The organism is Burkholderia sp. YHN3-13 (genome assembly GCF_055810675.1).
This window is the reverse complement of the sequence record NZ_JBVVNQ010000005.1, coordinates 290,115-308,689: the sequence shown is the minus strand read 5'-3', so window position 1 is coordinate 308,689 and position 18,575 is coordinate 290,115. Positions and strand designations below refer to the sequence as shown.

The window sequence follows — 18,575 nt, the reverse complement described above, 5'->3', positions numbered from 1 at the left end:
CGGATAAAAACTATGGTGTGGGGATGGGTGATAGGTGCGTGACGGACCGGCGTTCGCACGGCCCAACCCTGAATCGCCAATCGATTGGCGGATCGTTCGCCTTGAATGTCGCGGTGAGCCGTTCCGCCAGTCGTGTCCCGCGGTATCGCGATCATTACAAAATTAAAGCGAATCACATTAAATCATTAATTCAGGTCAATAATTCATTTAAGTTTTACGTCGATTTGGATTTAACTTGCGTGACGGGATGTTCGATTTTCGATAATCCGAAAACGGCATGTATTCCGTAATGGGAATTCGCTCAATCGAAATAATGAAGAGGCAATCATGACGAATCTTTCTCGACGCAAGATGCTGGCGAATACGGCTGGCGCCATTGCCGCCGCAGGCCTTGCCGTAACGGCCAAAGCCGCGTCGTTCGGCAATCCGGACAGTCCGCCGGAAGGGGCGATCAACGCGCGCAACAAACAGGGATTGACCGACCCGGGGCCACAAAATCCCGCATTGGCGAATCAATTCCCGTCTTTTCAGGATCCGCCTGCCACCGATATCAACGGGATGCCGTTATTCTGGGCGTCTTTCAATAATGCCCATAAACGCATTCAAAACGGCGGGTGGGCGCGCGAGGTCACGCAGGACGATTTTGCGATTTCCGAAACCATTTCCGGCGTCAATATGCGCCTCACGCGCGGCGGCATTCGCGAGATGCACTGGCACCAGCAGGCCGAGTGGGCAATCATGCTTGACGGCCGCTGCCGGATCACCGTGCTCGACGAACTCGGGCGGCCGTCGGTGCAGGACGTCAAGACCGGCGATCTCTGGTATTTCCCGCCCGGCCTGCCGCATTCGCTGCAGGGCCTCGGCACCGACGGCGCCGAATTCCTGCTCGCGTTCGATAACGGCCGCGCATCGGAATTCAATACGCTGCTGCTGACCGACTGGGTCGCGCATACGCCGCCGGACGTGCTCGCGCTCAACTTCGGCGTGCCGGCCGACGCGTTCAGGAACATTCCGCTCGACAACCTGTGGATCTTCCAGGGCGACGAACCGGGCCCGCTCGCGGACGCGCAGCGCGCATCGGCCTCGTCGGCCGGCGCGCCGCCGCATCCGTTCATCTTCTCGCTCGGCGACATGAAACCCGTCAAGAAGACGCGCGGCGGCGAAGTGCGGATCGCGGACAGCACCAACTTCAACATCTCGACGACGGTCGCGGCGGCGCTCGTCACGGTCTACCCGGGCGGCATGCGCGAGTTGCACTGGCATCCGAACGCGGACGAATGGCAGTACTACCTGCAGGGCGAGGCGCGGATGACCGTGTTCGACACGGGGCCGAAGGCGCAGACGGCCGACTTCCGCGCGGGCGACGTGGGCTACGTGAAGAAGAGCCTCGGGCACTACGTGCAGAACACCGGCAAGACCGATCTCGTGTTCCTGGAGATCTTCAAGACCGACCGGTATGCGGAGGTGTCGTTGTCCGACTGGCTCGCGCATACGCCGCCGAAGCTCGTCGAAGCGCACCTGAACGTCGCGCCCGACGTGATCGCGCGGTTTCCGCGCAACCGTCCCGACGTCGTGCCGCTGTAACGCGGCCGGCGCGCCGCGGCCGGCGGGCGGCAGGCCGGCCGTGGCGTCCGCTTCCACTTCCACGTAAGCCCCTATCCGAACGGAACCTCACCATGATTCCCGTCACGAGCAAAACCGCCGGCGGCTTCGCGCTGCCGGGCGCGTCTCCCGAACGCATCGACGGCGCGGCGCGCGCCGCGCTGGAAGGCCGCCGCACCGGTATCGCCGCGCTGCTGCCGTTCGTCGGCCCGGCCGTGATCGCGTCGATCGGCTACATGGACCCCGGCAACTTCGCGACCAACATCCAGGCCGGCGCCGCGTACGGCTACCGGCTGCTGTGGGTCGTGCTGGCCGCGAACGCGATCGCGATGCTGTTCCAGGCGATGTCCGCGAAACTCGGCATCGTGACCGGCCGCAACCTCGCCGAGCTGTGCCGCGACCGTTTCCCCGCGCCGGTCGTGCTGGGCATGTGGATCGCGTCGGAAATCGCCGCGATGGCGACCGATCTCGCCGAATTCCTCGGTGGCGCGCTCGCATTCGGGCTGCTGTGCCACCTGTCGCTGTTCGCCGGGATGATCGCGACGGCGCTGGCGACCTGCGCGATCCTCGCACTCGAGAAGCGCGGCTTCCGGCCGCTGGAAGCCGCGATCGCGGCGCTGGTCGGCGTGATCGGCGCGTGTTATCTCGGCGAACTGCTGATCGCGCCGCAGGACTGGCATGCCGCGGCGTTTCATCTGGTCGTCCCGCAGATTCCGGATCACGCGGCGCTGACGATCGCGGTCGGGATCATCGGCGCGACGATCATGCCGCACACGCTGTATCTGCATTCGGGCCTCACGCAGGATCGCGCCGCGCCGCGCGACGACGTGGAACGGCGGCGGCTCGTGCGTTTTTCGAACCGCGAGGTCGTCGTCGCCCTCGGGCTCGCCGGGTTCGTGAATCTCGCGATGGTGATGATGGCGTCGTCGGCGTTCCATGCGAATGCGCCGGGCATGACCGACATCGGCGACGCGTATCACACGCTGATCCCGGTGCTCGGGCCGGCCGCCGGCGCGCTGTTCCTCGTCGCGCTGCTGACGTCGGGCGTATCGAGTTCGGTGGTCGGCACGATGGCCGGGCAGGTCGTGATGCAGGGCTTCATCCATCGCCGCCTGCCGGTGTGGGTGCGCCGCGCGGTGACGATCGCGCCCGCGTTCGCGGTGGTCGCACTCGGCTGCGACGTCACGCGCGCGATGGTCGCGAGCCAGGTCGTGCTCAGTTTCGTGTTGCCGATACCGATGATCGCGCTGTTGATGCTGTCGGCGCGCGAGGACGTGATGGGCGCTTATGCGATGCGGATGCCGCTGCGGATCGTCGCCGGCGCGGCGACGGTCGTGATCGTCGGGTTGAATGCGTACCTGGTGTGGGCGGTGTTCAACTAGGCGGCGGCGGGGCGGCTACTGCTGCATGTCCGGCGCCTCGCGCAGCCGCCAGATCGCGTTGCACTGCTGGCCGCCGAGGCTCGTCGCGCGCAGCGTGACGACGGTGCCGGCGGCGACCTGATACCAGAAATGCGCCATCAGCTCGGTGCCTTTGCGCTGCGCCTGCCCGTCGACCAGCACTTCGCACCGCAGCGGCGACGGCGAACCGGACGGGTGCGTGACGTAGACGTTCAGGCGCGCGATGTCGCGGGTCGCGGTGAACACGACTTCGTGGTTGCCGCTGCCGACGAGCATCGTGCCGCCCGGTTCGTCGATCGCCTGCAGGTAGGCGCCCGCGCTGCCCTCGATCGCGGCGGACGAAACGGTCAGCCCGGCCGATCGCACGTAGTCCGCCGCGGCGATGCGTGCGGCGACCGCGCCGGAGGGCACCAGGGTGCCGTCCGACAGCGCGAACGGCGCGCCGTCGCGCAGCGCGGCGTCGGTGTGGTTCGCGTAGTAGCGCCACCGGTCGAGGAAGCGGATGTCGCCGGTCATGTGCAGCGCGCGGATCGGTTCGTCCTGGTAACGGAGCGTCGTCGTACCGCTGCCCGCGTCGAACGATTCGTGAATGCCGTACTTGCTGACGAAGTTCTGGACCGGGTCGAGCAGCGCCGTTTCGCCCTGGGCGCTCCACAGATGCAGGAACGTCGTGTCGATCCCGAAGCACGCCTGGAAATCGGTGCCGACGCGCGCGAGGCAGTCGCGCAGGTGAGCGGCATAGCGTGCCCATGCGTCGGCGGTCCCGGCCACGAGCCCGGCCTGCAGCGCACCGCCGTGGCGGGCGGTGACCGCGTCGACGACGAGACGCCAGTGATGGTCGCGCCGCTCGCCGATCAGCGGCGTGACGACGAACGTGCAGAACAGCGGGTCGGGGCACACGTGAATCCGGTCGTCGCCGATCCGCGAGAACAGGTCGAATTGCGACGCACAGAACCAGATGTCGGCATCGTACAGCGCGAGCTTGCGGATCTGCGGGTTGCGCGCGCAATACCCGGCCGCCTCGATGAAGCGGCCGACCGGCAGCGCATACGCGTCCGACGCGTCGATGACGTCGACCGACTGGCTCGCGAGGATCTGCCGCTTGCGCTCGGACAGCCCGTAGCCGATCACCGCGATCCGTCCGTCGTAGCCGGTCTGCCGGAGCGACAGCAGGAACGGCACGAGCATTTCGTACCACGCGCGGTTGTTGTCGTTGATCGCTACGCAGACCGCGTGCTCGCTCGGATGCATGTTCGGTTCCCGTTGTGCGCACTCGGGCGTGCGCATCCTGTCCTGGTTGGTGACGCGAATCCGGTGACGTGGATCACCGCCGGGCGCCGCCGGCCCCGGTCATTGTAGATCGGCGCCGCCGCGCGACATAGCGCCGGCGCCGCGGCCCATGGCGATTACCCGCGCGCCGGCAGGGCCGGGCACGCGGGCCGCCGCGATTATTTCGCGAGCGTGCGGTATGACACGAGGTCGTTGATCGGCCCGATTTCCGGCCCGGTCGCACCGGGGCGCGTCGCGACCTGCACGACCTTCTCGAACATGATGATGAACGGCGAGTTCGCGAGCACGGCCTTCTGCAGCGCTTCGTAGCGCTGCGCGCGCTTCGCGGGCGACGGCTCGACGAGCGCGGCCTCGGTGTCTTTCGTCAGTTGCGGAATATCCCAGCTGTTGCGCCACGCGAGCATCTTCGTCGGCGATTGATCCGAGTTGTCCGGATTCCATGCGAAGCCGCGCGCGTTGCTGTTCGGGTCCATGTAGTCGGGCGACCATTCGCCGATGAAGATGTCGTGCTGGCGCGCGCGGTACTTGCCGATCGCCTGCTTCGCATCGCCGGGGATCAGCTTCACGCGGATGCCGCCCTGCGCGAAGTTCGCCTGCAGCGCCTGCGCGATCTCGAGGTACGGATAGTCGTTCGGCATGTCCATCGTCACGTCGAAGCCGTTCGGCAAGCCGGCCTTCGCGAGCAGCGCCTTCGCCTTCGCGACGTCCTGCTTGTACGGCCGCGCGTTCGACGTGCCGAGGAAGCCTTCGGGCAGGAAGGTCTGATGCACCTTGTAGGTCGTGCTGACGATGTTGCGCTGGATGCCGTCGTAGTCGACGAGCCATTTCATCGCCTGCTGCACCTCGGATTTCGCGAGGTTCGGGTTCTTCGTGTTCAGGCTCAGGTACAGCAGCGCGGATACTGGCCACGACGCGACCTTGATCTTGCCGGCCTTCGACAGCGCGGCGAGGCTGTCGGGGCTCAGGTTGCGCGCGGCGTCGGCGTCGCCGTTCTCCAGCAGCAGCCGCTGCGCGGACGCTTCGGGCACGTGGCGGAGCACGACGCGCTTCATCGGGTACGGCGTGCGGTATTTCTCGAAACGCTGCAGCACGATGCTCTCGTTCGGCGTCCACTTGACGAGCTGGTACGGGCCCGAGCCCGCATCGTTGGTCCGCAGCCAGGCGCTGCCGAAATCGTTGCCCTGCTGGTGCGACAGCAGCAGCTTCTTGTCGAACACCGAGGCCGGGCACGCGCTGAGCACGTTGAGCACGAAGCTCGGCGCGTACTTGCGGTCGGTTTCGAGCACGACGGTCTGCGGATCGACCACGCGCACCTTCTGCATCACGTTCGTCTTCGTGAGGCCGAGATCGGCGAGCACGCCGGCCGGCCCCTTGTCGAGCAGGATGGTGCGCTGCAGCGACCATGCGACGTCGTCGGCGGTGACGGGGTTGCCGGAATGGAACGTGAGGCCGGGGCGCAGCTTGAACGTGTAGGTCGTGCCGTCTGTGCCGACCGTCCACGATTGCGCGATCTGTCCGTCGAAGCGCGTCGGATCCTTCAGGTCGACCCGCACCAGCCGCTCGTAGGTGTTCGCCACGTATTCGGACGGCACCAGCTCGTAGATCCCGCTCGGGTCGAGGGTCGTGAATTCGCCGAGTTGCGTGGCGACGACGAAGATGCCGGGCGGCGTGGCAGCCTGCGCCGGCAGCGCCGGAACAAGCGCGACGAGCGCGGCGCTGACGAACAGCCGGGACAGCAGGTGCTTCATGCGGGCTCCATCGAGAGGGAATCGTGGTGCGATTCTCTCATCGACGGCCGTCCGGATGAAAATATTCGGCGTGCGCGCGGGACGGCGCACGGCAGTCGGCCGGGCGGGTGCCCGGCGCGGGGGGCGTCAGATCGCGCAGCGCGCGATCGCGAAGCGCATGGCTTCCTCGGCCGGTTCGTTGCCCGAGCCGCGCACGACCTTGACGACCGAGCCGTTGCCCGACGGCGTCAGCGTGACGAAGTAGGAATTCGAGCCGACGGCGATATCGGTCACGCCGTTGTGCTGCGATTGCTCGGTGCCCGACAGGCGGCTGTCGAGGCAGTTCGCGATGGCGTAGGCCGGACGTTGCGACGACACGTAGATCATCGGTGCGGCACCCGACGAGGCCGAGTCGGACGAGGGCGCGGAACCGCAGGCGGCGAGCAGGGCGGCGGGAAGGAGCAGCAGGAATCGTTTCATGGTCGGTCGTCGGGTGTCTCGTATCGAGGCTGGGGCGCGGGGTAGGCGAAACGCGAAGCTTCGCGACGAAACCGCCCGGAATCGGGCCGCTTTTGACGGACGACGATGCGACAGGCGGCTGACGACGGAGTATACCCGCAGCATCTGAGGCCGTTCGCGCGTTGAAACGATTCGATACAACCAGCCGATCGAACAAGCACCCGCTGCCGCATCGCGGCAGCGGGCGTTTCAGGTGATGGCGAATGGGCGCTTGCCGGTGTTGTCGCTGTTATCGGCCGATCTTGTTGCCGACCGCATTGTCCTGCTGGTTCAGCACGTGCTTTTCGCTCTTCGTGATGTGGCCGTGATCCTGCGCGGCCATGTCCCGCTCTTCCCGGCGGATCTTGCGGTCGTCACGGTGCAGGCGCGCGGCCCGGGCGTGCGACATCTCGCCTTCCGTCACTTCGTGATGGATGCGGCGATGTTGGTTCGCGAGGCGCCGGTTGACCGCTTCGCGGCGCGGATGCGCTTGCTGCCACGGCGTCTCGGCGAACGCGGTGCCGGTCAGGACCGACATCAGGGCGGCGGCAATCGCGATTTGACGGGTCAGGGCTCGCATCGTGTTTTCTCCTGTCGTTGCGCCGTCCCTCTGGAGGAGCGGCGCATGACGAAAAAACGCGGTACGGGTGCCGGCTGTTGACGTTTCCGCCTGTATCGATTGCAAGTCTTTATTACGTCGCTGGGTGGCGGCCCGGGCCCGGCATGCGCGGCACGAGGCCCGGCCGCAACGGCCGCGGATCAATGCGCGCCGGCCGCCGCCGCATCGGCATCGCCGCCGCCCGAGCGCGCCGGTTTCGTGATCCAGATGAGCGGGATGATCGCGATGAAGATGATCGCCGACACGTAGAAGATGTCGTTCAACCCCATCACGGCCGCCTGCGAATCGACCGATGCGTTGAAGAACGCGAGCGCCGAATCGGGGCTCAGGTGCAGCAGCGAGCGTGTCGTGTCGACCTGTTGCGTGAAGACCGGGTTGGTGACGCTCGCCTGTTCGGTGAGCCGCACGTGATGCAGGATCGTGCGGTCGTTCCACGCGTTGCTGATCAGCGACGTGCCCACCGCGCCGCAGAACGTGCGGCCGAAATTCGACAGGCCGGCCGCGGCCGGGATCTTTTCGGGCGGCAGCCCGGACAGGATGATCGACGTCAGCGGCACGAAGAACATCGCCATCGGAATGCCTTGCAGCAGCGTCGGCAGCACGAGGTCCCAGCGCGACACGTCGGTGTAGAACGTCGTGCGCATCATGAACACGACCGCGAAGCCGACGAACGCGAGCGTCGCGATATAACGCGGGTCGGTGCGCGGCAGCAGGCGTCCCATGACCGGCGTGAGCAGGATCGCGAACAGCCCGAGCGGCGCGGTCGCGAGCCCCGAATCGACCGCGCGGTAGCCGAGATAACCCTGCATCCATTGCGGCAGCAGCACGAGCGTGCCGAAGAACATCCCGTACGCGACCGAGATCGCGATCGTGCCGCCCGCGAAGTTGCGCTGCGTGAACAGCCGCAAGTCGACGATCGGGTTGGCCTCGTATAGCTCCCACACGAGGAAGAACGCAAAGCCGATCAGCGCGACGATGCCGAGCGCGACGACGACGGGCGAGTTGAACCAGTCGAGATCCTTGCCCTTGTCGAGCATGATTTGCAGCGACGCGACCCACAGCACGAGCAGCAGCAGGCCGACCGTGTCGATCGGCAGGCGGCGCGTGGCCGATTCGCGGTCGCGGAACACGATCCACGTGACGGCCGCCGCGAAGAAGCCGACCGGAATGTTGATGTAGAAGATCCACGACCAGTTGTAGTCGTACGTGATCCAGCCGCCGAGCGACGGCCCCGCGATCGGGCCGACGAGCGCGGTCATCGACCACAGCGCGAGCGCGCTCGACGATTTCTGCCGCGGCCAGGCGCCAAGCAGCAGCGCCTGCGACAGCGGCGCGAGCGGCCCCGCGACCGCGCCCTGCAGGATCCGTGCGGCGAGCAGCGTCGGCAGGTTCGGCGCGATCCCGCACAGCCACGACGCGAACACGAACAGCAGGATCGACGTGACGAACAGGCGCACCTGGCCGAAGCGCTGCGTGAGCCAGCCGGTCAGCGGAATCGACACCGCGTTCGCGGCCGCGAAGATCGTGATCACCCACGTGCCTTCGTCGACCGAGACGCCGAGGTCGCCCGAGATCGTCGGGATCGCGACGTTCGCGATCGACGAGTCGAGCACGTTCATGAACATGGCGAGCGATACCGCGATCGTGCCGATCGCGAGCTTGCCGCCCGACAGCGGCGCCTGGGGTGACGGAGATGACATGGTGTTCCTGCGTGATGAAAGGTGGCCGGGCGGCGCGCGCCGTCGGCCGCGCGCGCGCCGCGTGTGCGGGCGGGCCGCGAAGCGGACGGCACGATGCACCACGCGCGGGCGGCCCGGCAAACGGGGCCGTCCGCGCGCGGCGTGCGGTTCAGACGTTCGATCGGATCGGCGAAGCCATGACGGGCTTCGGGGCGCGGGCAGGCCGGTCAGGAAGGCGCGACGCGCGTGACGCGGCGGCGGGCAGCGCTCGCGTGGCTGCCGTAGCGTGTGTGGCGATTTTTCATGGGCACAGGCTAACGATGCGGCGAACGGCGATCAACGCTCGCGCGCTCATTAATTCCTTTCGTGCGCCGCAATAATGCAGCCGGCCCGCCTCGATGGCCGGTCGCGCGATGCCGGTTACGGCGACGCGCGCCACGCGGTGAAGACTTCCGTCAGGAATTCGACGAATGCGCGCACCTTGCTGTCGAGCGTCGCGCGCTTCGGATACAGCGCGTGCAGTTCGACGTCGTCGGTGCGGTGCCAGTCGGGCAGCACGATTTCGAGTTCGTTGTTCGCGAGCCGCCGCGTGGTGAAGTGCGTGGAGATCAACGCGATGCCGCCGCCGCTCGCGGCCTGGCGCAGCACCGTGACCGATTCGTTCGAGATCAGCACGGGCCGCACCGGCACATCGGCCACGTCGCCGGCCGCGTTGGTGAGCCGCAGCGTCAGGCCGGGCGTGTCGCGGCCGACGAACAGGATGTCGTGATCGGCGAGGTCCTGTGGTGTCTGCGGCCGGCCGGCACGGTCGAGATAGTGCGGGCTGGCCGCGAGTTTCGCGTGCGACCAGCCGAGCGAGCGCGCGACATAGCCGGAATCGGTCAGCACGCCCGTGCGCAGCGCGACGTCGAAGCCGTGCTCGACGAGGTCGAGCGCGCTGTTGTCGTAGATCAGCACGAGCTGCACCAGCGGGTAGCGCCGGCGAAACTCGGCGAGCGCCGGCTCCAGTTCCAGCAGGCCGATCGCGTAGGGCACCAGCACGCGCAGCGTGCCCTCGGGCTCGGTGCGCAGCGCCCGCGCCTGGCGGTCCGCGTCGAGCAGGATTTCCTCGGCGCGCAGGCAGCGTTCGTAATAGTCGCGCCCCGCTTCGGTGACGGACACGCGGCGCGTCGTGCGGTACAGCAGCTGGACGCCGAGATCGTCCTCGAGCTGCCTGACCTTGCGGCTCACGCGGCTGAGCGGCATGTCGAGTTGCGTGGCGGCGGCGGTGAAGCTGCCGCGTTCCACCACGCGCAAGAATATCCGGATGCTTTCGAGGTCCATACGGGGCGTTTCAGGGTTCGGCCTGCGCGCATCTTACCGTCGCGCGCCGGATCGCGGCGGGCCGCACCGATTATCCTGCCCGGTGCAATAACGCATCCCGCCGCCGCCCCGTAGTGGCGGCCCGCGCGCGATCGTATGCTCGCCGGATGAAATTCGCTTTCCCCAGCGTGCCGCTGTTCGCGGCCGTCCGGGCCGCGCTGCGCGACGCGCGCCCGATGTTGCCGCCCGGCGCGCTCGCGTTCGCGCTGCGCAATACCGCCGCGTCGTTGCTCGCACTCTATATCGCGTTCCGGATGAATCTCGACGATCCGAAATGGGCCGCGTCGACCGTGTGGATCGTCGCGCAGGGCAGCCGCGGGATGGGGCTGTCGAAGAGCCAGTACCGGATTCTCGGCACCGCGATCGGCGCGGCCGTCGCGCTCGCGCTGACCGGTGCGTTCGCGCAGACGCCCGAGCTGTTCCTGCCGGCGCTCGCCGCGTGGATCGGGCTGTGCGCGGGCGTCGCGACGTTCCAGCGGAATTTCCGCGCATATGCGGCGGTGCTCGCCGGCTATACGGCCGCGATCATCGCGATGGATGCGGTGTCCGCGCCGCTGCATGCGTTCGACATCGCTGTGGCGCGATTCCTGTATGTGGTCGTCGGCATCCTGTGCGGCGCGCTGTTCGAAACGGTGTTTGCGCCGGGCGCGCCGCTGAACGATGTCCGCACGCGGCTTGCGCGCTATCTCGACCGCGCGGTGACGCTCGGCGCGGGCGCGCTGCGCCGTGAGCCGAACGGGGCGGCCGTGCACCGCCTGTTCGCGGATGCGCTCGAACTCGACACGGCGGCCGAGTATGCCGCGGCCGGCGCGCCGCCGGTGCGCAACGCGATCGGCCATCTGCGCGCGGCGGCGCTGGGCGTGCTCACCGCGCAGGCCGCCGGGCAGGCGATCCGCGAGCATGCGGCGCGCGCCGGCGACGCGCCGGATCCGCTGATCGACGAAGTCGCGCGCGTGCTGGACGGCGTCGCTGCATCGGACACCCCGGGGCACGCGATCGCGGCGTTGCGCGCGCGCGTGGACGACGCACTGCACGCGGCGGCGGCCGCGCAGCGCGGCCCGGACACGTCGCGCCTGCTCACGCTCGACCGGCTGGCGGCGCTGCTCGCCGGGTTCGAGCGCGCGTTCGCGAGCCGGGCGCTGCTCGACCGGCCGGAGCCGCCGCCTTCGCGCGTGCGCTATGCCTTTCACCACGATCCGGTGCTCGCGTGGCACAACGGGATCCGCGCGTTCATCGCGGTGCTGGCCGCATCGGCGATCTGGATCGTCACGGCGTGGCCGTCGGGCGCCGGCTTCGTCGCGATCACGGCCGTGGTCGGCGCGCTGTTCTCGACGCGGCCGAACTCGGTGCGCGCGGCCGTCGGTTTCCTGAAAGGCACGGCATGCGCGGCGGCCGCCGGCGTCGTCTGCAACTTCGTCCTGTTGCCCGCGGTGTCGGGCTTCGAGATGCTCGCGACCATCCTCGGCGTGTTCCTGGTCGCCAACGGCGTCGCGATGCGTCATCCGCGCACGGCCGCGATGGGCAGCGCATTCGCGATCTTCTTCTGGAATTTCACGTCGCCGGACAATACCGCGCGCATCGGCGATGCCGCGTTCCTGAACAGCGCGCTCGCCACCATGCTCGGCATCGCGTTCGGCGCGCTGATCTTCGCGCTGGTGTTTCCCGGCGATCCCGGCACGAGCCGGCGGCGGCTGCATCGTGCGGTGCGCCGCGACCTGGCCGGCATCGCACGCGACCCGCGTGCCTGGTCGGAGAGCGTGTGGCTGAGCCGGACGGCCGACCGTCTCGCGCGCGAACTCGGTTTCGCGGGCAGCCTGCCGCAGACGCTGATCGAGCGCGACATGCGCGACCTGCTCGCGATCTGGGGAATCGGCGACAGCCTGCTGTCGCTCGCCGCACTGGCCTCGCGCGAGCCGACCGTGCGCCGCGCGGCGGCCGTGGTGCGCGGCCGCGTCGCGCGGGCGGAATTCGCGCGGCTCGACCGGACCTGCGACGCGGCGGCGCGCGTGCTGCGGCGGCGCGCGGCCGGTCGCGCAGGCGATGCCGCGCAGGCGATGCTGCGCGGTGTCGTGCTGGTGCGGCGGATCGCCGACGCAGCCGCCGAGCACGGCCGTTTCCTGCGCGGCCTCGGCGACTGAGCGGTTCAGGTGAGGCGGTATGCGCGGCCGGGCGTCACTTCGGCCGGCAGCGGCTCGCGGTTCAGTTCGAGCAGCGTGCGTTCGATCTGGCGCGTCATCGCATCGAGCGCGAGATGGTTCGGCCCGTCGCCGAACGGCTCGGCGATCGCATGCGCGATCGCGTCGAGCGCGATCAGCGTATAGGCGACGAACACGGTGACGAACGGTGTCGCCGCGCCGATCGAGTCGACGAGGCCGAACGGCAGCAGCACGCAGTACGCGTAGATGGTCCGGTGCAGCAGCACGTCGTAGGAAAACGGGATCGGCGTCGACGCGATCCGTTCGCAGCCGCTCACCATCGCGACGAGATCGTCGAGGCGCGCGTCGAGCATCCACAGGCGCGTATCGGCGAGGCGGCCCGCGTCGGCGCGTGCGGCGAACGCTTCGCGCAGCGCGTGCACGATGACGATCGGGCGGAACCGGGAGCCGGCGACACGCGCATGAGTGGCCTCGTCGAGCAGCCCGCGCAGGTCGGCGGCCGGATCGGTGCCGCGCAGTTGATGCTTGAGCGCATAGACGAAGGCGACGACCTGCCGCACGAAGGCGCGCCGCGATGCGTCGTCGCGGTCGACCGCACCGTAGCAGAGCGCCTGCGAGACCAGCGTGCGCGCGGCGGTCAGGACGCCGCCCCACAGTTGCCGGCCCTCGCGGTAGCGTTCGTAGCTCGCGTTATTGCGAAACCCCGCGAAGATCGCCAGCGTGAGCCCGATCAGCGTGAATGGCGTCGGGTTCAGCGGCACCTTCTCGCCGAGCACGCGGCCGCCGCCCCACACCGCGACGAGGCTGATCGCGAGCGTCAGCACGAGCTGCGGCAGGATGGTGGGCAGCACCGAGCCGTTCCACACGAGCAGCATCCGCAGCCAGTGCTCGCGCGGACGAACGATCATCGTCGCGCTCCGTCAGGCGGCGATCGAGGCCGGCGCGGCCGCGCGATGCAGCAGCACGGGCACCGACTTCGACGTCGGCGTGTTGCACACGTCGCCGACGCTGTCGAGCGGCACGAGCGGGTTGGTTTCCGGGTAATACGCGCCGATGCAGCCGCGCGGGATGTCGTACTCGACGAGCAGGAAGCCGTCCGCGCGCCGCTCGATCCCGTCGTGCCACACGGTTTCCATGTCGACCCATTCGCCGGCCTTCAGGCCGAGCATCGCGAGATCGTCGCGGTTGACGAACACCACGCGGCGCTGGCCGAACACGCCGCGATAGCGGTCGTCGAGCCCGTAGACGGTCGTGTTGTACTGGTCGTGCGAACGGGTCGTCATCAGCGTCATCAGCCGTTCGCCGTGCAGCGCGCGGGCGCGCTGGATCGGCGTGTCGGTCGGCAACGCGTGCGCGATGAAGTTCGCCTTGCCCGTCGGCGTGAGCCACTCGCGATCGCGCGACGCGACGCGCAGGTGGAAGCCGCCCGGCCGCGCGATGCGCGTGTTGTAGTCGTAGAAGCCGTCGAGCGTCGCCTCGATCGCATCGCGGATCTTCGCGTAATCGTCCTTGTACGCGAGCCAGTCGATCTTGCCGCTGCCGAACAGCGCATGGCCGATGTGCGCGACGATCGCGGGCTCCGACATCAGGTTCGGCGACGCCGGTTTGTTCATCCCGTACGACACGTGGACCATGCTCATCGAATCCTCGACCGTCACGCCTTGCGCGACGTTGTCCTGCAGGTCGATTTCGGTGCGGCCGAGCGTCGGCAGGATCAGCGCGTCGCGGCCGTGGATCAGGTGGCTGCGGTTCAGCTTCGTCGTGATGTGCACCGACAGGTCGCAGCGTCGCATGCCTTCCCACGTGCGCGGCGTATCGGGCGTCGCCATCGCGAAGTTGCCGCCGAGGCCGATCAGCACCTTCACGCGGCCTTCGAGCATCCCCTCGATCGTCTCGACGACGTCGTAGCCGTGGTGGCGCGGCGGTTCGAAGTCGAACACGTGGCCGAGGCGGTCGAGGAACGCCTGCGACGGCTTTTCCTCGATGCCGACCGTGCGGTTGCCCTGCACGTTCGAGTGGCCGCGCACCGGGCACAGGCCGGCGCCGGGGCGGCCGATGTTGCCGCGCATCAGCATCAGGTTCGTCAGCATCTGCACGGTCGCGACCGAATGCTTGTGCTGCGTGATGCCCATGCCCCACGTCGCGATCACGCGTTCGCTGCGCGCATAGCGTTGCGCGAGGCTGTCGATCTGCTCGTACGGCACGCCGCTTTCGGCGGTCAGCGCGGACCAGCTTTCGTTGCGCAGGTCGTCGGCGAAGGCGTCGAAACCGGCCGTGTGCTCGGCGATGAACGCGGTGTCGACGACGCGCGGCGCACCGGCGGCGCGCGCGGCGTCGTCGAGTTCGAGCACCCGTTTCGCCATCCCCTTGATCAGCGCGAAATCGCCGCCGATCGTCGGCTGGATGAACGTCGATGCGATCCGGGTGCCCGACATCGTCAGCATCTCGATCGGGCTTTGCGGATCGGCGAAGCGTTCGAGGCCGCGCTCCTTGAGCGGGTTGATCGACACGATCGTCGCGCCGCGCTTCGCGCATTCGCGCAGCTCGCCCATCATCCGGGGGTGGTTGGTCGCGGGGTTCTGGCCGAAGATCAGCAGCATGTCCGCGTGCTCGAAATCGTCGAGCGTGACGGTGCCCTTGCCGACGCCGACCGAGGCCGGCAGCCCGCGGCTCGTCGCCTCGTGGCACATGTTCGAGCAGTCGGGGAAGTTGTTCGTGCCGTACAGCCGCACCAGCAACTGGTACAGGAACGCCGCTTCGTTGCTCGCGCGGCCGGACGTGTAGAACGCGGCCTGGTTCGGGTCGGGCAGCGCGCGCAGGTGGCGCGCGATCAGGTCGAACGCGTCGTCCCACGCGATCGGCACGTAGCGGTCGGTTTGCGCGTCGTACACCATCGGGTCGGTGAGGCGGCCGTGCTGTTCGAGTTCGAAATCCGACTGTTCGAGCAACTCGGTGACCGTGTGCGCGGCGAAGAATTCGGGCGTCACGCGCTTGCTCGTCGCCTCGGCGGCCACCGCCTTCACGCCGTTCTCGCAGAATTCGAACGTCGATGCGTGCTGGCGGTCGGGCCACGCGCAGCCGGGGCAGTCGAAGCCGTCCGGCTGGTTCTGGCGCAGCAGCGTACGGTAGTTGCCGCCGGCGACCTTTTCCTTGATCAGGTTGATCGTGACGGCTTTCAGCGCACCCCAGCCGGCGGCCGGGTGAGTGTACGGTTCGATGCGCGCGGTGGCTGATTTCTTTTTCATGGTGCAGCGGGTGTCGGGGTCGATGGGTGCAGAGTACGCGCGGCACCCGTGCCGCTGTGTGTACACCTGTTCGCTTCAAAAAAGAGTACAGTTTCGGCCATTCGCACGGTGCGGATCGCCACTGTGTTGTTGAAGGGAAGTTGAAAGGGAGGCGCGTGAAGCGTTACGAACAACTGGCCGACGATCTCCAGGCGCAGATCGAGCGTGGCGTGTACCGGCCGGGCGAACGGATTCCGTCGGTGCGGCAGGCGAGCCGGCAGCAGCAGCTCAGCGTGACGACCGTGCTGCGCGCCTACCTCGTGCTGGAAAGCCGCGGCCTGATCGAAAGCCGGCCGCAGTCGGGCTACTTCGTGCGGGCACGCGCGGCGGCGCCGGCCGAGGCCGAGCTGCATACGTCGGCGCCGACGGCCGAGCCGTCGGCGGTGGACGTGAGCCGGCTCGTGCTGTCGACGCTGCGCTCGATCGCGCGCGACGACGCGGTGCCGCTCGGTTCGCCGTATCCCGACGCGTCGCAGTTTCCGGTGCAGCGTCTCGCACGCTATGCGCAGACGATCGGGCGACGCCGCACGCGCTGGGGCGTGATCGACGACCTGCCGCCGGGCAACCAGGAACTGATCCGCCAGATCGCGCGGCGCTACGCGGAACGCGGGGTCGCCGTCGAGCCGGGCGAGATCGTGATGACGATCGGCGCGACCGAAGCGATCAACCTGTGCCTGCAGGCCGTCGCGAAGCCGGGCGACACGATCGCGGTGGAGTCGCCGACGTTCTACGCGATGCTGCACGCGATCGAGCGGATGGGCATGCGCGCGCTGGAAGTCGCGACGCACCCGGGCGACGGCATCGATCTTGACGCGCTCGAACGGGTCCTCGAGCGCGAGCGCATCGCCGCGTGCATGGTGATGCCGAATTTCCAGAATCCGCTCGGCTTCCAGATGCCCGATGCGCGCAAGCGCGCGCTCGTCGAACTGCTCGCGAAGCACGGCGTGCCGGCGATCGAGAGCGACGTGTATCACGAGCTGCATTTCGGCGACACGACCCCGAGCGCGCTGAAATCGTTCGACCGTGACGGCCTCGTGCTGCATTGCGCGTCGTTCACGAAGAGCCTGTCGCCGCGTTACCGGATCGGCTGGGCGATGCCGGGCCGCTATCGCGACCAGGTCGAGAAGCTGAAATTCCTCAACACGCTCGCGACGCCCGCGATCGAGCAGCTCGCGATCGCTGAGTACCTGAAATACGACGGCTACGATTTCCACCTGCGGCGCATGCGCAAGCTGTACGCGCAGCAGGCGAGCCTGATGAGCGCGATGGTGCGCCGGTTCTTCCCGGAAGGCACACGGCTGTCGCAGCCGCAGGGCGGGTATGTGCTGTGGGTCGAGCTGCCGCGGCAGGTCGATGCGATGAAGCTGTACACGCTCGCGCTCGCGCAGCGGATCACGGTCGGCCCCGGCCACATGTTCTCGGCGGGCACCGACTACCGGCATTTCATCCGGCTCAACTACAGCTATCCGTGGTCGCGCCAGATCGAGGACGCCTTGAAGGTGCTCGGGCGGCTCGCATCGGAGTGCGCGGCGCGATAGGCGCGGCCGCGTCGCGCATCGACCCGTCCGCGGCGCCCGCGCGCCGGCTTACGCCGCGCGGACCATCTGCCGCATGTCGAAACCCGACGGATGCTGGTACACGCGCAGCCCGAACTCCGGCAGCACCGCGATCAGGTGATCGAACAGGTCGGCCTGGATGGCCTCGTAGTCGACCCACGTCGTCGTATCGGTGAAGCAGTACAGTTCGAGCGGAATGCCTTCGGCGGTGAGCGGCAACTGCCGCGCCATGCAGGTCATGTCGCGGCGGATGCGCGGATGACCCTTCAGGTAGTTCGCGACGTACGCGCGGAACGTGCCCAGATTCGTCAGCTGGCGGCGGTTCGCCGGGCAGTCGCCGGCCGCGCCGAGCGTGCCGTTCCATTGCTCGATCGCGTCGACCTTGTCCTCGAGATAATCCCTCAGCAGCGTCAGGCGTTCGAGCCGTTCGATCTCGTCGTTCGATAGAAAACGCACGCTCGTCGCGTCGACGAACAGCGCGCGCTTGATGCGGCGGCCGCCCGCTTCGGTCATCCCGCGCCAGTTCTGGTAGCTCTCGGTGATCAGCTTCCACGTCGGCACCGTGATGATCGTGTGATCGAAGTTCGCGACCTTGACGGTGTTCAGCGTGATGTCGATGACGGTGCCGTCCGCACCGGCCGACGGCATCGTGATCCAGTCGCCGATCCGCAGCATGTCGTTCGACGACAGCTGCACGCCGGCGACGAGGCCGAGCAGCGTGTCCTTGAAGATCAGCATCAGCACCGCCGACATCGCGCCGATGCCGGACAGCAGCAGGCCGATCTGCTTGCCGGTCGCATCGCCGATCACGACGAGCGCGGCGGTGATGAACATCACGAGCTTGACGAGTTGCATCGCGCCTTTCAGCGACAGGCGCGGCTGGTCGCGCTGGTGCGTGCGGTGGGTGTGCTCGAGCGCGGACAGCGTCGCGCTGATGGTCATCGTCACGAGGAACACGATCAGCGCGAACAGCACCTTGTCGGCGACCTGCGTGACGCGCTCCGGAATGCCGGGCACCGCGCCGAGCCCGAGCTTGACCACGACGAACGGGACGATGCGGTTCAGCCATTTGAAGGCGCCGAACTCGAACAGCGCGTCGTCGATGCGCGTGGCGGACAGCCGCGCGAGGCGCGCGACCACGCGAAACAGCAGGAAATGGACGGCGGCGGTGATCGCGCCGGCGGTGGCAAGCAGAATGAGGATGCCGACGAGCGGCGTCAACCAGGATTCGTTCAGTGTCATGGCGGAAAACAGGGACCTTCTTGTGCGTTGAATCGGCGCCGCGACGCGGCGCGCGCCCGGTGAAGGGCACATGAAAGGGACCGTGATTGTGCCATCGGGTTCCGGACGCGTGGGGTGACGGCGGGTCGAACGGCTCCCGAATACGCTCACCATTGTGCAG

The 18,575-nt window shown here is 68.0% G+C and carries 13 protein-coding genes; 4 read left to right on the top strand and 9 right to left on the bottom strand.

Annotation, left to right across the window (positions count from 1 at the left end):
* Positions 1-327 precede the first annotated feature (327 nt).
* Both AC0KUR_RS15330 and AC0KUR_RS15325 read left to right on the top strand, forming a co-directional pair.
* A complete protein-coding gene (locus tag AC0KUR_RS15330) occupies positions 328-1,584 on the top strand; it encodes an oxalate decarboxylase family bicupin (protein WP_473376125.1) in 1,257 nt (418 codons plus the stop codon).
* A 92-nt stretch (positions 1,585-1,676) separates the two neighbouring features.
* The gene (locus AC0KUR_RS15325; protein ID WP_124670992.1) at positions 1,677-2,984 is read left to right on the top strand and encodes an Nramp family divalent metal transporter; all 1,308 of its coding nucleotides are present in this window, start codon (positions 1,677-1,679) and stop codon (positions 2,982-2,984) included.
* A 15-nt stretch (positions 2,985-2,999) separates the two neighbouring features.
* On the opposite strand, the gene AC0KUR_RS15320 is transcribed toward AC0KUR_RS15325, so the two are convergent.
* The 6 genes from AC0KUR_RS15320 to AC0KUR_RS15295 form a co-directional block, all read right to left on the bottom strand.
* Complete coding sequence (locus AC0KUR_RS15320) at positions 3,000-4,253, bottom strand: hypothetical protein (protein WP_473376124.1); 1,254 nt, start codon at positions 4,251-4,253, stop codon at positions 3,000-3,002.
* Between the two features lie 197 nt (positions 4,254-4,450).
* Entirely contained in the window at positions 4,451-6,040 is a 1,590-nt protein-coding gene (locus AC0KUR_RS15315) for an ABC transporter substrate-binding protein (protein ID WP_473376123.1), read from the bottom strand.
* A gap of 126 nt (positions 6,041-6,166) precedes the next feature.
* On the bottom strand, positions 6,167-6,499 hold the full coding sequence (locus AC0KUR_RS15310; protein ID WP_034187928.1) for a sugar ABC transporter ATPase: 333 nt from the start codon (positions 6,497-6,499) through the stop codon (positions 6,167-6,169).
* Between the two features lie 268 nt (positions 6,500-6,767).
* On the bottom strand, positions 6,768-7,097 hold the full coding sequence (locus AC0KUR_RS15305; RefSeq protein WP_473376150.1) for a hypothetical protein: 330 nt from the start codon (positions 7,095-7,097) through the stop codon (positions 6,768-6,770).
* Between the two features lie 179 nt (positions 7,098-7,276).
* Positions 7,277-8,836: a DHA2 family efflux MFS transporter permease subunit gene (locus tag AC0KUR_RS15300; protein WP_034187926.1), complete on the bottom strand. Its 1,560-nt coding sequence runs from the start codon at positions 8,834-8,836 to the stop codon at positions 7,277-7,279.
* Between the two features lie 399 nt (positions 8,837-9,235).
* Entirely contained in the window at positions 9,236-10,138 is a 903-nt protein-coding gene (locus AC0KUR_RS15295; RefSeq protein WP_069704645.1) for a LysR family transcriptional regulator, read from the bottom strand.
* 146 nt (positions 10,139-10,284) lie between these two features.
* Here AC0KUR_RS15295 and AC0KUR_RS15290 point away from each other — a divergent pair, with 146 nt between their 5' ends.
* A complete protein-coding gene (locus tag AC0KUR_RS15290; RefSeq protein ID WP_473376122.1) occupies positions 10,285-12,315 on the top strand; it encodes an FUSC family protein in 2,031 nt (676 codons plus the stop codon).
* 5 nt (positions 12,316-12,320) lie between these two features.
* Here AC0KUR_RS15290 and AC0KUR_RS15285 read toward each other — a convergent pair whose 3' ends face one another.
* Together AC0KUR_RS15285 and AC0KUR_RS15280 are read right to left on the bottom strand one after the other, a co-directional pair.
* On the bottom strand, positions 12,321-13,241 hold the full coding sequence (locus tag AC0KUR_RS15285; protein WP_059556653.1) for a bestrophin family protein: 921 nt from the start codon (positions 13,239-13,241) through the stop codon (positions 12,321-12,323).
* Between the two features lie 12 nt (positions 13,242-13,253).
* Complete coding sequence (locus AC0KUR_RS15280) at positions 13,254-15,578, bottom strand: FdhF/YdeP family oxidoreductase (protein ID WP_226227415.1); 2,325 nt, start codon at positions 15,576-15,578, stop codon at positions 13,254-13,256.
* A gap of 155 nt (positions 15,579-15,733) precedes the next feature.
* On the opposite strand from AC0KUR_RS15280, the gene AC0KUR_RS15275 reads away from it, so the two are divergent.
* The gene (locus AC0KUR_RS15275) at positions 15,734-17,155 is read left to right on the top strand and encodes an aminotransferase-like domain-containing protein (RefSeq protein WP_034187921.1); all 1,422 of its coding nucleotides are present in this window, start codon (positions 15,734-15,736) and stop codon (positions 17,153-17,155) included.
* 48 nt (positions 17,156-17,203) lie between these two features.
* Here the strand turns inward: AC0KUR_RS15275 and AC0KUR_RS15270 are convergent, their stop codons facing one another.
* Positions 17,204-18,415 carry a mechanosensitive ion channel family protein gene (locus AC0KUR_RS15270; RefSeq protein ID WP_059556651.1) on the bottom strand — a complete coding sequence of 404 codons (1,212 nt, stop codon included), beginning with the start codon at positions 18,413-18,415 and terminating at the stop codon, positions 17,204-17,206.
* Between the last annotated feature and the right edge of the window lie 160 nt (positions 18,416-18,575).

Coding starts and splice junctions, on each gene's coding strand:
- AC0KUR_RS15320 (WP_473376124.1), bottom strand. CDS start 4,253: ATGCATCCGAGCGAGCACGCGGTCTGCGTAGCGATCAACGACAACAAC.
- AC0KUR_RS15290 (WP_473376122.1), top strand. CDS start 10,285: ATGAAATTCGCTTTCCCCAGCGTGCCGCTGTTCGCGGCCGTCCGGGCC.
- AC0KUR_RS15280 (WP_226227415.1), bottom strand. CDS start 15,578: ATGAAAAAGAAATCAGCCACCGCGCGCATCGAACCGTACACTCACCCG.
- AC0KUR_RS15305 (WP_473376150.1), bottom strand. CDS start 7,097: ATGCGAGCCCTGACCCGTCAAATCGCGATTGCCGCCGCCCTGATGTCG.
- AC0KUR_RS15300 (WP_034187926.1), bottom strand. CDS start 8,836: ATGTCATCTCCGTCACCCCAGGCGCCGCTGTCGGGCGGCAAGCTCGCG.
- AC0KUR_RS15310 (WP_034187928.1), bottom strand. CDS start 6,499: ATGAAACGATTCCTGCTGCTCCTTCCCGCCGCCCTGCTCGCCGCCTGC.
- AC0KUR_RS15295 (WP_069704645.1), bottom strand. CDS start 10,138: ATGGACCTCGAAAGCATCCGGATATTCTTGCGCGTGGTGGAACGCGGC.
- AC0KUR_RS15270 (WP_059556651.1), bottom strand. CDS start 18,415: ATGACACTGAACGAATCCTGGTTGACGCCGCTCGTCGGCATCCTCATT.
- AC0KUR_RS15330 (WP_473376125.1), top strand. CDS start 328: ATGACGAATCTTTCTCGACGCAAGATGCTGGCGAATACGGCTGGCGCC.
- AC0KUR_RS15315 (WP_473376123.1), bottom strand. CDS start 6,040: ATGAAGCACCTGCTGTCCCGGCTGTTCGTCAGCGCCGCGCTCGTCGCG.
- AC0KUR_RS15285 (WP_059556653.1), bottom strand. CDS start 13,241: ATGATCGTTCGTCCGCGCGAGCACTGGCTGCGGATGCTGCTCGTGTGG.
- AC0KUR_RS15325 (WP_124670992.1), top strand. CDS start 1,677: ATGATTCCCGTCACGAGCAAAACCGCCGGCGGCTTCGCGCTGCCGGGC.